At 38.7% G+C, this 13,393-nt stretch carries 13 protein-coding genes; 6 read left to right on the plus strand and 7 right to left on the minus strand.

Translation table 11 applies throughout. The features are described from left to right. Nucleotides 1-293: 293 nt before the first annotated feature. The 4 genes from thrS to rplT all read left to right on the plus strand — a co-directional run bounded on the left by thrS (nucleotide 294) and on the right by rplT (nucleotide 3,575). Nucleotides 294-2,234 carry a threonine--tRNA ligase gene (thrS, locus tag ABXZ36_RS13900; protein ID WP_354616290.1) on the plus strand — a complete coding sequence of 647 codons (1,941 nt, stop codon included), beginning with the start codon at nucleotides 294-296 and terminating at the stop codon, nucleotides 2,232-2,234. A gap of 31 nt (nucleotides 2,235-2,265) precedes the next feature. After that, entirely contained in the window at nucleotides 2,266-2,820 is a 555-nt protein-coding gene (infC, locus tag ABXZ36_RS13905; protein ID WP_435602576.1) for a translation initiation factor IF-3, read from the plus strand. Nucleotides 2,821-2,938: 118 nt separating this feature from the next. Further along, complete coding sequence (rpmI, locus tag ABXZ36_RS13910) at nucleotides 2,939-3,136, plus strand: 50S ribosomal protein L35 (RefSeq protein ID WP_082591053.1); 198 nt, start codon at nucleotides 2,939-2,941, stop codon at nucleotides 3,134-3,136. A gap of 94 nt (nucleotides 3,137-3,230) precedes the next feature. Continuing rightward, nucleotides 3,231-3,575, plus strand: coding sequence for a 50S ribosomal protein L20 (gene rplT / locus ABXZ36_RS13915; protein ID WP_354616291.1), 345 nt, complete (start codon nucleotides 3,231-3,233; stop codon nucleotides 3,573-3,575). Between the two features lie 337 nt (nucleotides 3,576-3,912). Here the strand turns inward: rplT and ABXZ36_RS13920 are convergent, their stop codons facing one another. Beyond that, nucleotides 3,913-4,335: a secondary thiamine-phosphate synthase enzyme YjbQ gene (locus ABXZ36_RS13920; protein ID WP_354616292.1), complete on the minus strand. Its 423-nt coding sequence runs from the start codon at nucleotides 4,333-4,335 to the stop codon at nucleotides 3,913-3,915. 134 nt (nucleotides 4,336-4,469) lie between these two features. Between ABXZ36_RS13920 and ABXZ36_RS13925 the strand changes: the two genes are divergently transcribed. Further along, a complete protein-coding gene (locus tag ABXZ36_RS13925) occupies nucleotides 4,470-5,276 on the plus strand; it encodes an HAD family hydrolase (protein ID WP_354616293.1) in 807 nt (268 codons plus the stop codon). Here ABXZ36_RS13925 and ABXZ36_RS13930 read toward each other — a convergent pair. From ABXZ36_RS13930 to tgt, 6 genes are all read right to left on the minus strand, one after another. Next, nucleotides 5,273-6,514 carry an asparagine synthetase B gene (locus tag ABXZ36_RS13930; RefSeq protein WP_354616294.1) on the minus strand — a complete coding sequence of 414 codons (1,242 nt, stop codon included), beginning with the start codon at nucleotides 6,512-6,514 and terminating at the stop codon, nucleotides 5,273-5,275. The two genes, ABXZ36_RS13925 and ABXZ36_RS13930, sit on opposite strands and share 4 nt — an antisense overlap. A gap of 49 nt (nucleotides 6,515-6,563) precedes the next feature. Beyond that, nucleotides 6,564-8,111 (minus strand): replicative DNA helicase, encoded by a 1,548-nt coding sequence (dnaB, locus tag ABXZ36_RS13935; protein ID WP_354616295.1) that lies wholly within the window; start codon nucleotides 8,109-8,111, stop codon nucleotides 6,564-6,566. A gap of 169 nt (nucleotides 8,112-8,280) precedes the next feature. Then, nucleotides 8,281-9,234 carry an acetyl-CoA carboxylase carboxyltransferase subunit alpha gene (locus tag ABXZ36_RS13940; protein ID WP_354616296.1) on the minus strand — a complete coding sequence of 318 codons (954 nt, stop codon included), beginning with the start codon at nucleotides 9,232-9,234 and terminating at the stop codon, nucleotides 8,281-8,283. Nucleotides 9,235-9,289: 55 nt separating this feature from the next. Further along, nucleotides 9,290-10,186, minus strand: a complete 897-nt coding sequence (locus ABXZ36_RS13945; protein WP_354616297.1) for a DMT family transporter — start codon at nucleotides 10,184-10,186, stop codon at nucleotides 9,290-9,292. Further along, nucleotides 10,173-11,255 carry an LptF/LptG family permease gene (locus tag ABXZ36_RS13950; protein WP_354616298.1) on the minus strand — a complete coding sequence of 361 codons (1,083 nt, stop codon included), beginning with the start codon at nucleotides 11,253-11,255 and terminating at the stop codon, nucleotides 10,173-10,175. Before ABXZ36_RS13950 ends, ABXZ36_RS13945 begins: the two co-directional genes overlap by 14 nt. Further along, on the minus strand, nucleotides 11,255-12,385 hold the full coding sequence (tgt, locus tag ABXZ36_RS13955) for a tRNA guanosine(34) transglycosylase Tgt (RefSeq protein WP_354616299.1): 1,131 nt from the start codon (nucleotides 12,383-12,385) through the stop codon (nucleotides 11,255-11,257). Before tgt ends, ABXZ36_RS13950 begins: the two co-directional genes overlap by 1 nt. Nucleotides 12,386-12,546: 161 nt before the next feature. On the opposite strand from tgt, the gene ABXZ36_RS13960 reads away from it, so the two are divergent. Next, entirely contained in the window at nucleotides 12,547-13,392 is an 846-nt protein-coding gene (locus ABXZ36_RS13960; protein WP_354616300.1) for a transketolase, read from the plus strand. The last annotated feature ends 1 nt before the right edge of the window (nucleotide 13,393 follow it).

The following is a 13,393-nucleotide window of genomic DNA, read 5'->3' on the forward strand; positions in this document are numbered from 1 at the left end:
GCTGCAAACCTACAACCTTTCCACAATTCAACAACGCTTTTTTTTGCCTTTTTTTAATCTTTTCTTTTGCCATTCCCGAATAGCTTATAATACAAGGATTTACGGTTTCAATTATTTTCAGAAGTAGTGCGTAAAGGATAGAAATGATATCCCCACACCTCGTGTGGGATACAATAGATAGCCCGGCCTATCTTATATATAAGATAGGAAACGCCCAAAAACACATTTATTATTATTGTCCGCATCAATACTAGATAGTATATTTGCAACCTTATAATTAGGTATATATAGGTATGATCAAAATTACATTACCAGACGGAACGATTAAAGAACATGCAAAGGGGAGTTCCCCAATGGACGTGGCCAAAGGAATTAGTGAAGGTTTCGCAAGAAATGTCATCTCTGCAAAATACAATGACACCATTGTAGAAACGGAAACCTCCTTAACCGAGGATGGAACACTTACCTTATATACATGGAACGACAAAGATGGTAAAAAAGCTTTTTGGCATTCTACTTCTCACGTGGTGGCCCAAGCATTGGAAGAATTGTACCCTGGTATAAAACTAACCATTGGACCGGCCATTGATAATGGATTTTATTACGATGTTGATTTTGGTGACCGCAGCATATCCGAGAAGGACTTTCCAGAAATAGAGAAAAAGGCGCTTGAAATTGCCCGTGGCAAACACACCTATAAAATGCGTGCCGTGACCAAAGCGGAAGCATTGAGCAAATACAAACAACAAGGCAATGAATACAAGGTAGAATTAATAGAAAATCTTGAAGATGGCACCATCACCTTCTGCGACCATGACACCTTTACAGATCTTTGCCGCGGGGGACATATTCCTAACACAGGAATCATAAAAGCTATAAAAATATTAAGTGTTGCCGGTGCCTATTGGAGGGGTAACGAAAATAACAAACAGCTGACTAGGGTTTACGGAATCTCTTTTCCAAAACAAAAGGAACTTACAGAATACCTGGAGTTATTGGAACAGGCCAAGCAACGCGACCATAGAAAGCTAGGCAAGGAACTAGAACTTTTTACTTTTTCTGCCAAAGTTGGACAAGGCCTTCCTTTATGGCTTCCAAAAGGCGCAGCCCTTAGGGAACGTTTAGAAAACTTTTTAAAGAAAGCCCAAAAGAAGGCAGGTTACGAAATGGTAGTTACTCCACATATTGGTCAGAAAGAACTGTATGTAACTTCTGGTCATTATGCTAAATACGGCGAAGACAGCTTTCAGCCAATAAGGACTCCAAAAATGGATGAGGAATTTTTGTTAAAACCAATGAACTGCCCTCACCATTGTGAAATTTATAATTTCAAACCACATTCTTACAAAGATTTACCCAAACGTTTTGCCGAATTTGGGACCGTATATAGATATGAACAGAGTGGCGAATTGCACGGACTTACCAGGGTGCGCGGTTTTACTCAGGATGATGCCCATATATTTTGCACCCCGGACCAATTGGCAGAAGAGTTTAAAAATGTTATTGATCTAACCCTATATGTGCTGGGATCTTTAGGCTTTGGAAATTTCACGGCCCAAGTATCCGTTAGAGATCTCAATACCCCCGAGAAATACATTGGATCGGTAGAAAATTGGGAGAAAGCAGAAAATGCAATTATTAATGCTGCGAAAGAAAAAGGTTTAGATTTTGTCATTGAAAGTGGAGAAGCTGCCTTTTATGGCCCTAAGCTAGATTTCATGGTGAAAGACGCCTTGGGTAGACAATGGCAATTGGGAACCATCCAAGTAGATTACAACTTACCAGAGCGCTTTGACCTTACCTATAAGGGCAGCGACAATGAATTGCACAGACCGGTAATGATTCACCGCGCCCCCTTTGGAAGTATGGAACGATTTATCGCTCTTTTACTAGAACACACAGGAGGTAATTTTCCGTTGTGGCTCATCCCAGAACAAGCAATTGTACTGCCTATTAGTGAGAAGCATGAAAAATATGCTAAAAAAGTTTTAAATTCCCTAGAAAATCACGAAATTCGCGCCCTCGTAGACAAGAGAAGTGAGACTGTTGGCAAGAAAATACGAGAGGCAGAAATGAACAAGATCCCGTTTATGCTGATTGTAGGAGATAATGAGGAACAGGAAAACACGATTTCTGTTAGAAGACATGGAGGCGAAGATTTGGGCTCCATTTCCTTGACAGACTTCACCAACTTGGTTACTAATGAAATAAATAGTACCTTAAAGTCGTTTTAAAAAATTAATGTTTAACTAAAAATTATAAGCCATAGCAATACGAAAAAGATTTAGGCCACAGCCTAGAAGAGAAAATAAGAATCCGCACAATATTAATAGGTCTATCACCTCCCAAAATGTACGTTTGGTTGGTGACAATATCGAAGTGGGAGTTTACTCTTTAAAGGACGCACTAGCAAAATCTGAAGAATTAGAGTTGGATTTAGTGGAGATTTCTCCAAAAGCAGATCCACCCGTATGTAAAATTACGGATTACAAGAAGTTCCTTTACGAACAGAAGAAAAGGGAAAAAGTCATGAAAGCCAAAGCCACCAAAGTAGTGGTAAAGGAAATAAGATTTGGTCCACAGACAGATGATCATGATTATGAGTTCAAAAAGAAACATGCTGAAAAATTCTTAAAGGATGGCGCTAAGCTAAAAGCTTATGTCTTCTTTAAAGGACGATCTATCGTATACAAAGATCAAGGTGAGATATTGTTGCTGAAACTAGCCTCCGAATTGGAAGAACTAGGGAAGGTAGAACAGATGCCTCGATTAGAAGGAAAACGTATGACGATGTTCCTTGCTCCGAAAACAAAGAAATAAGAACCGTATTTCTTTTTATTTTCCACCGGCAATAGCAGAAAAAATACCTGTTGAGACTCCCTAAGTTCAGGGGCAACAGCCAAGATAATAAGCGAGATAAACCATAAATAGGAACAAGATGCCTAAGATGAAAACAAAATCCAGTACCAAAAAGCGTTTTAAGCTTACGGGTACCGGTAAAATCAAAAGAAAGCACGCTTTTAAGAGCCACATTCTAACGAAGAAGTCTAAAAAGCGTAAGCTGGCGTTAACCCACTCTACTTTAGTACACGAGGCGGATGTTAACAGTATTAAAGAACAATTACGTTTAAAGTAATCGTTTCTTTCGGTAATTAGTATTAACCCTGGAGTTAGGCCATAAAAGATTTTGAAATACATTCAAAACGCCTACTACAAAAAAACTTAAAATTATGCCAAGATCAGTAAATTCAGTTGCTTCACGCGCTAGAAGAAAAAAAGTGATGAAGCAAGCCAAAGGTTACTTTGGAAGACGTAAAAACGTTTGGACAGTAGCTAAAAATGCGGTTGAAAAAGCAATGTTATATGCTTACAGAGACCGTAGAAACAAGAAAAGAACTTTCCGTTCTTTATGGATCATCCGTATCAACGCAGGTGCTAGATTACACGGAATGTCCTATTCTCAGTTTATGGGCAGAGTAAAAGCCAACAACATTGAGCTTAACCGTAAGGTTTTAGCCGATTTGGCAATGAATCACCCAGACGCTTTTAAGGCTGTTGTGAATAAAATAAAGTAACATTAACAATACATCTCGCTTATAAAAAATCCGATTCAAGACGAATCGGATTTTTTTTATTTAATTTTTAATATTGCCTACTTAAACTACGCCCAATGTATAAGTTCATCCCCGGATTTATCGTACCCCCCACCAGTTTGGAAGACACCATTCCACTAATGAATCCATTGATCTCAGCTTTTTTTTAGCAGTTTCACAATCTCCCCTTTCGTCAATTAACCATCACTATCCTCGTTAAAGAAAGCAAATGCTTCTTCTGGAGATTTAAAGTGATTCGTTGTCAATATTTGAACTTTAGTTAAGATATTCTCTTTAGCTCGCATATTCCATTTAACCATTAAAGACCAAAGGCAGAAACTACCAGTTTTCTCCCCTCGGCCTGGTTTCTGTGTTCGCAAAGATACATGCCTTGCCATATCCCCATATTCAAAACTCCACTTGTAATTGGGATCTGAATAGATGCGCCCATCAATGAAGATTTAATGTGCGCTGGCATATCGTCCGAACCTTCATAATCATGTTGGTAATAGGGTGCATTTTCAGGAACCATTATATTCATATGACTCTCAAAATCGCTTCTCACTGTAGGATCGGCATTTTCATTGATGGTTAAACTAGCGGATGTATGTTTTATAAAAACCTGTAACATTCCTACTTTAATACCTTTAATTTCAGGAAGCGCCCTAACAACATGTTCCGTTATAATATGAAATCCTCGCTTATAGGGCGGCAACTTTAATTCTGATTGATAAAAATTCATAATATCCTGTTTATTGTAACGTCACAAAGATGCCAATCGTTCCTGAAATAACAAAAATACCACAAACTTAACTTTTCAAGTTCCTGCAATTAACCATAGAACAAATACCTTTGCACTCTAATACGAATGAACGAATGGATTTATCAAAAATTAGAATGGTTGTAACCGACATGGATGGTACCCTGTTGAATTCTAAGCATGAAGTGAGTAATCGGTTTTTTGAACTCTTTGAAGAGCTAAAAAAAAGGGATATTCTCTTTGTTGCAGCTAGCGGAAGACAATACAACAGTATTGTACAGAAGTTACAGCCCATTAAAAATGAGATAATCGTTATTGCAGAAAATGGTGGTTTTGCCATGCAACAAGATCAAGAGCTACTTTCCACTCCTTTGGAAAAAAGGCATATTGATATCATCTTGAAATCTTTAGAAAACACCCAAGGTGCACATGCCGTACTTTGCGGGAAAAGAAACGCCTATCTCAACGGGGATTCCAAGGAATTTTTAAGCACATTGAAGGAATACTATTCCGAATATACGGTTATGGATGATATTTCCACTTTTGAGGGGGAAATTCTAAAAGTTGCTGTATATCATTTTGAGAGTTCCGAAAAATTTATTTACCCCTCCGTAAAACATTTAGAAGCCCATCTAAAAGTTAAGATTTCTGGGGAGAACTGGTTAGATCTATCCCATCAGAATGCCCATAAAGGGTTTGCACTGGAACAATTGCAACAAAAACATAACATCTCTAAATCGGAAACATTAGTTTTTGGGGATTATAACAATGACTTGGAAATGTTAGGGTTGGCAGATTATAGCTTTGCTATGGCAAATGCGCATCCTAATGTGCTTGAGGCCGCCAATTACAAAACAAAAAGCAATGATGAAAATGGGGTTGAACTTATATTAGAAGAGCTCATTTCCCAAAGAAAAATCTAAGTTTTCTGTTTCTTTTTCTGAGCTGCGGGAAATAAGACGTTATTAAGAATTAACCTATACCCAGGGGAAGTAGGATGCAGCTCCAATTCTGTTTTGGGATCCCCTACTCTATGTTGGTAATCTTCAGGATCATGGCCACCATAAAAAGTAAAAAATCCCTTCCCTTTGATTCCATGAATGTATCTAGCCTCCCCGTTAATTTTATTTTCACCCAACACCATTACGGTTGGCTTTATTTCATCCCGCGTAAAAGCAGTAGTCTGCCCCATAAATCCTTTTACAAGGGAGGTGTGATTCTGGCACAACATGGTGGGCACCGGATCCCATTTTGCAGAAAAATCCATCAATGAAAAATAGTCAGACTCCTTAGGTACCATGCCTCTTTTGGTGGTCATATCTATGGAGGAAAACTCATACTGCAACGGACTTCTCTCTAAGGTAAAGTTGGTGAATGCAAAGGTTTTATTATAATTCAACTTATTTTGATAATTGGCCTCTGAGGGATCTCCGTCGAACATGGGTTCACAAATATCCACCCCATCGGCCGCTAGTGCAATATCAAAACTATCGGTAGCCGAGCACATAGCGAACATAAATCCACCCCCAATCACATAATTTCGAATTGCTTTTGCCACGTCCCTTTTTTCCTCAGAAACTTTACTATAACCCAATTTTGATGCTAAGGCTTCTGCTTGTTCCTTACCTTCTAAATACCAAGGAGCCGCCCTGTAGGCACTATAAAATTTACCATATTGACCAGTAAAATCCTCATGGTGCAAATGCAACCAATCAAAAAACAACAGTTTATTGTTTAAAACCTCCTCATCATAAATAGTTTCGTAGGGAATCTCAGCATAGGTAAGCACCATAGTCACGGCATCGTCCCATGGTAAATTTTCTTTAGGAGAATAGACTGCTATTTTTGGCGCTTTCTCTAAAATCACAGCTTCTTGATTTTTTGAGGGACTACTAATTTCTGATAAGATGGCCTCAGCCTGAGCATCTGAAATAATCTCAAAGGAAACGCCTCGTATCTGACATTCTTTGCGGATGTTATCCCCATCTGGCAGCAAAAAAGATCCACCCCTATAGTTCAACAACCATTGAACCTTTTGTTGTTTGGTGAGTACCCAATAAGTAATCCCGTACGCCTTTAAATGATTTTTTTGGCTATCTGCATCCATTGGAATAAGGATGTTGGAAGCTGAAGCGAACAAAGAAAAGAAGAATAAGAGCATAAAGCATCCTCTCGAAATTAGCCGAGTGGATGTCTTTCGATTTTTTTCTTTAAAACGGTACCTCACTGTCATCCATATCCATATCATCATTCATAGAACTTCCAAAGGCCTCATCGGCATTAGGTAGATTTTTTGTTATGAACGGATTATCCTCGTTGGCATTCATCTTTGACTGGAATTCGAAAGGAGAATCGAAGTCGTCCAAGTTATCAAATTTACCAAGTTGGCCAATAAATTTCAATCGAATGTTTTCCAAACCACCATTCCTGTGCTTGGCAACAATAAATTCACCCTGACCGGCAGTTGGGGTGCGCTCATCGTCATCCCATTCATCAATTTTGTAATATTCTGGGCGATAAATAAAGGCTACAATATCTGCATCCTGCTCAATTGCTCCTGATTCTCTAAGATCCGAAAGGATTGGCCTTTTACTTCCCCCTCTAGTTTCTACAGCCCTAGACAATTGTGACAGGGCTATAACGGGACAATTCAATTCTTTCGCTAAAGCCTTAAGGTTTCTAGAAATGGTAGATATTTCTTGTTCTCTATTCCCTCCTTTTTGACTCCCTCCTGCGGTCATCAACTGCAAATAATCAATAACGATCATTCGAATACCGTGTTGTGAAGCCAATCTCCTAGCCTTCGCCCTAAGGTCGAATATAGAAAGGGACGGGGTATCATCTATAAATAACGGGGCGCTTTCCAATGCCTTTACTTTAACATTTAACTGTTCCCATTCATGTTTTTCCAATTTACCAGTTCTCAACTTTTCAGAGGACAGTCCGGTTTCCGAAGAAATTAAACGGGTAATCAACTGAACAGAGGACATCTCCAAAGAGAAAAAGGCAACAGGAATATTATGATTTACGGCCATATTCCTTGCCATGGACAAGGTCAAAGCCGTTTTACCCATACCTGGACGGGCAGCGACAATAATCAAATCACTTGGTTGCCATCCTGAGGTTAGCTTATCCAATTTATCAAATCCGGAAGGAACTCCACTTAAACCTTCTTTATTAGCAATCTCTTCTATCCTCTTTTTGGCTTGAATCACCAAATTCTGAGCAGTCTCGGCGGAACGTTTTAAATTTCCTTGGGTAACATCGTATAATTTAGCTTCCGCAGTATCCAAGAGGTCAAATACGTCTGTGGCATCTTCGTAAGCTTCCTGTATAATCTCACTGGAGATTTTTATTAGACTTCGTTGAATGTATTTTTGAAGGATAATACGGGCATGGAACTCAATATGAGCCGAGGAAGCAACCTTTTGAGTGAGTTTTATCAGATAAAAATCTCCTCCAGCTGCCTCTAATTTCCCGTCCTTCTTCAATTGAGAAGAAACGGTTAATAAATCCACTGGCTCAGAGGTCTCAAACAGTTTGAAGATGGCCTCATAGATGAACCTATGGGCGTCCTTATAAAATACATCGGGATGTAAAATATCAATTACCTCATCTACCCCTTTCTTATCAATCATCATAGCCCCTATCACAACTTCCTCTAAATCAATAGCTTGAGGTGGTATTTTACCCCTCTCTAGATTGATTAATGAAGATTGGTCTATTTTACGACCGATAATTGGACTTGGTTTTTCCATGAGCGCTAAAGTATGCTATTTAACCTTTAGTTAACAATAAAATGGGTCATAGGATGTTCACCATTAGTTAACAATAGGGGTGTTGATAAGTTACGAAATTGTGTTGATAACGCGAAAAATCTGGAGTTTGATTCCTCCAGATTTTAAAAAAGTTTGTTAAACATGCTTATTAGCCGTTAAAGACACCCATATTGGCATATTTATCCATTCTGGCATTCACTAAATCTTTTGGTGATAACTTTTTTAACTCCTCATAATGAGAGGTAATCTTATTTTTTACAATTTCAAAAGTCTTTTCTCTATTAGAATGGGCTCCACCTGCTGGTTCTTTTACCACCTCATCAATAAGCTTTAACTTCTTCATATCGCTAGAGGTTAGTTTCAAAGATTCTGCCGCTTGTTCTTTATATTCCCAGCTTCTCCAAAGAATAGATGAACAAGACTCAGGTGAAATTACAGAGTACCATGTATTTTCCAACATCAACACCTTATCTCCAACACCTATTCCCAGAGCACCACCTGAAGCGCCTTCCCCAATAATCAAAACGATTATTGGCACCTTCAATCTGGTCATCTCCAAAATATTTCTTGCAATGGCCTCCCCTTGTCCGCGTTCCTCTGCTTCAATACCAGGATAAGCACCAGGAGTATCAATTAAACACACTACAGGCACACCAAATTTTTCTGCTGACTTCATCAAACGCAAAGCCTTCCTATACCCTTCGGGATTGGCCATCCCAAAATTTCTATATTGTCTTGTTTTGGTATTGTATCCTTTTTGCTGACCTATGAACATATAACTCTGGTCTCCAATCTTTCCAAGACCGCCAATCATGGCCTTATCGTCTTTCACGGTTCTATCTCCATGAAGTTCCAACCAGCTATCGCCACAAATTGCATTGATATAATCCAAGGTATACGGCCTATTTGGATGTCTCGAAAGTTGCACCCTTTGCCAAGCTGTAAGGTTTTTGTAGATTTCTTTTCGGGTTTCAGAAAGCTTTTTCTCTATCTGCTTGCAGGTCTCGGTTACATCAACATCGCTCTCCTTTCCAATGACCATGCACTTATCTAATTGTTCTTCAAGTTCTTTGATCGGAAGTTCAAAATCCAAATACTCCATGAAACTACAGTTTAAATTATAAAAGCAGACAAATATAAAACTTTAAAGGAGAACCTTAGCGAACTCTCTTACTTTTTAACCTTGTCCAATTCTTCAGAATACCGTTAGCAATAACGGTGGAAAGAATTACCAAGGCCCCAATGTAAAACATGGGGTCCATTTTCTCACTTTCTCCTAGTATAATAAATGCCAAGAAAATACCATAAATAGGTTCCAAATTAATGGTTAGCATTACCGTGTAGGGGGTAATATATTTCATCACCTTTACCGAAGCTATAAAGGCATAAGCCGTACATATGGAAGCCAATATAAAAATATACATCCAATCATTGGAGGAGAGCTGAAAGAATTCCGTCGTAAAGCTTCCACTAAAGAAAAGGTAAATGGATAAAAAAACAACCCCACTGGCCATCTCGTAGATGGAAATAACAGATGGCTTCTCCTTTTGTATCAATTTACCATTGATCAGGGAAAAGGTTGCCGACAATAGGGCAGATATAAGGGCCAACACAATACCTTCTATATAAGTTGATTCTACATTAAAAATGAGGTATAGACCAAACATTACAATGATCCCAAAGAAAATCTCATACCATACAATTTTCCTACCATACCAAATGGGCTCTAATAAAGCAGTAAAAAAAGCTCCTGTGGACATGGTAGCAAGGGCCACAGAAACATTGGAAACTTTAATAGCCTTAAAAAAGGTTATCCAATGCAGGGTGATGACTATGCCTGCAATGATTAAGATGAGTAAAGTCTTAGTAGGTACCCGAAGTGAAAATTTCTTATAAGCGATATAAACAAAAATTAATCCCGAAGCCATGAACATGCGGTACCACACCAATGGTAAGGCATCTACGGTTATCAGTTTTCCTAGAACAGCAGTAAACCCCCAGATGAATACAATAAAATGAAGATGAAGGTAATTTTTGAGCTTATCGTTTGGCATTCTGCAGCAGATAAAATCCTACAATCCCGAAGGCTACGTTTGGTAAAACGACTGCTAACAATGGAGAAAATCCTGACTGTTCTGCCAAGGTCCCAAAAACCTTATCAAAAAAGATATAGATAAAGGCCACCCCAATACCGAAGGCAAGGTTCACACCCATCCCACCTCTGCGTTTTGCAGCAGATACCGCAACGGCAATAATAGTCAATATAAAGGCGGTTACGGGTAAGGCCCATCTCCTATACTTTACCAATACATAACTATTTATGTTAGAAGCTCCCTTTTTTCGCTGGGCATCGATAAAGCTATTTAATTCAAATAAATTTTTTGTTTCCGCTATATAGGACACTGGCGTAAGATCATCTATCTTAAAATTAAAAATGGTATCCAATTTACGCTTGGTCTCTACAACTTCTTTATTATTCACTAGTTTTCTTTTCATGTAAGAGGTAAGCTCATAGACACTATCTTTTTCTTTCCATCGGATATTGCCTGCAGAAATTTTATACTCTAACTGGTCTTGATCGTTAAAATGCTCGAGGGTGAAATTATACCCTCGTTGCCTGGCTGGATCAAAACTGCTGACATAAATGAAATCGTTTTCATTCAATTGATTGAATATATTGCTAGTAACCCTATCTTGTTTTCCCTTTTTAAGATATTTAAATTTAAACTCATTGAACCCCTTGCTGGCGTTGGGCACTACGAACATCCCCATAACGAACATGATGATCGCAATAATTGAAGCTCCTATGAAATAAGGTCGCAAGAAACGACCATAGGAAACTCCAGAACTTAAAATGGCTACGATTTCTGTATTATTTGCAAGTTTTGAAGTAAAGAAGATTACGGATAAAAACAAAAAGATTGGAAACAGTAAACTACCAATGTAGATGGTAAAGTTAAGATAGTAATAAGCAATCTCGTTTAAGGGTGCATCGTTGTCTATCATTTTGCCAATCTGCTCAGCCAGATTTGCCATGATCCCGATGGGGATAAAAAGCAACAACATCACTGTAAAGGTTACGAGATAACGCTTTAGTATGTATTTATCCAGTATGGTTAACATTACAGTCTCTTATCCATTTGTTTTACCATTATATTTTTCCAGTCGTAAAAATCCCCAGCTAAAATATGCTTTCTTGCCTCACGGGTCAACCAAAGATAAAAACCTAAGTTATGTATGGTAGCAATCTGTTTGCCTAAATATTCATTAGCAGCGAACAAATGCCTTAAATAGGCCTTCGTATATTCTGTATCTACAAAGGTGATTCCCATTTCGTCTATAGGAGAAAAATCATCTTCCCATTTTTTATTTTTTATATTGATGGTCCCATGAGCTGTAAATAACATCCCGTTTCTAGCGTTACGCGTTGGCATTACACAATCGAACATATCAATCCCCAAAGCTATATTCTCTAATATATTAATAGGGGTTCCTACGCCCATAAGGTAACGAGGTTTATCTTCTGGTAAAATTTCTGTTACCACCTCGGTCATGGCGTACATTTCCTCTGCCGGTTCTCCAACGGACAACCCTCCTATGGCATTCCCAACAGCCCCTACCCCTGCAATATATTCTGCAGATTGCCTTCTAAGGTCTTTATATGTTGATCCTTGAACAATAGGAAAAAAGGCTTGTGAGTACCCATACTTAAAAGGTATTTTATCTAAATGTGTCAAACAGCGTTCCAACCACCTATGGGTCATGTGCATAGACCTCTTTGCGTAATTGTAATCGCATGGATATGGGGTACACTCGTCAAAGGCCATGATAATATCGGCGCCAATGGTGCGCTGTATTTCCATAACATTTTCGGGAGTAAAGACATGATAGGACCCATCTATATGAGATTTAAACTTCACCCCTTCTTCCTTTATCTTGCGGTTATCGGAAAGAGAATATACTTGGTAGCCTCCGCTATCGGTCAATATATTCCTATCCCAATTCATAAATTTATGCAAACCTCCAGCCTGTTCTAAAATATTTGTTTTGGGTCTGAGATATAAATGATATGTATTTCCAAGAATAATATCCGGATTTATGTCTTCCTTCAATTCCCTCTGATGCACTCCTTTAACCGAGGCTACGGTACCAACTGGCATAAAAATAGGAGTTTCTATGGTTCCGTGATCTGTCACCATTTTACCGGCACGTGCTTTACTCTTGGGGTCTGTATGTAATAGTGTAAATTCCAAATCCTAGTTTAAGACGGCAAATATAATCAACTAAGCCTCAAATGTCCTTAACAAAAAAATAAAGTTCACCATTGCCCTGACAGTTAACAAAATATAACAAATCATACTTGTGTACGCAAAAGATTGCGTTTACTTTTGAAAAGTATAAAACAACATAAGAAATGCCAACAACACGAGAATTACAGGATATTACGTTACAAACACGTAGGGATATTGTACGGATGGTACATAAAGTGAACTCAGGACACCCTGGAGGCTCTTTGGGCTGCACAGAATTTTTAGTAGCCTTGTACAATGAAATTATGGAACTTAACCCAGGGTTTGATATGGATGGTATTGGAGAAGACCTTTTCTTTTTATCCAATGGTCACATCTCTCCTGTATTCTACAGCGTTTTGGCACGAAAGGGATATTTCCCTGTTAAAGAATTGAATACTTTTAGGTTAATTAACTCCAGACTGCAGGGACACCCAACGACCCATGAAGGACTTCCTGGCGTAAGAATAGCATCTGGCTCTTTAGGACAAGGAATGTCCGTTGCCTTAGGCGCCGCCCAAGCAAAAAAATTGAACAAGGATTCCAAATTGGTGTATACCTTACATGGTGATGGTGAATTACAAGAAGGTCAGAACTGGGAAGCCATTATGTATGCCGCTGGTAAAAAAGTAGACAATATCATTGCTACGATCGACTATAATGGTCAGCAAATTGATGGAGCTACCAATGATGTAATGCCCATGGGTGACCTAAGAAAGAAATTTGAAGCTTTTGGATGGGATGTTTTAGATGTTATGGAAGGAAATAATTTAGAGGCCATTATTAAAGGACTTAGGGAAGCAAAAAGCAGAACCGGGAAAGGCAAACCAGTGTGTATTTTATTACATACCATTATGGGACATGGGGTAGACTTCATGATGTATACCCATGCATGGCATGGTAAAGCACCCAATGATGCGCAACTAGCTACAGCCTTGGCCCAGAATCCTGAAACCTTAGGGGACTATTAAC

Origin of the sequence: Sediminicola arcticus (assembly GCF_040566695.1) — a bacterium.
Lineage (GTDB): Bacteria > Bacteroidota > Bacteroidia > Flavobacteriales > Flavobacteriaceae > Sediminicola > Sediminicola arcticus.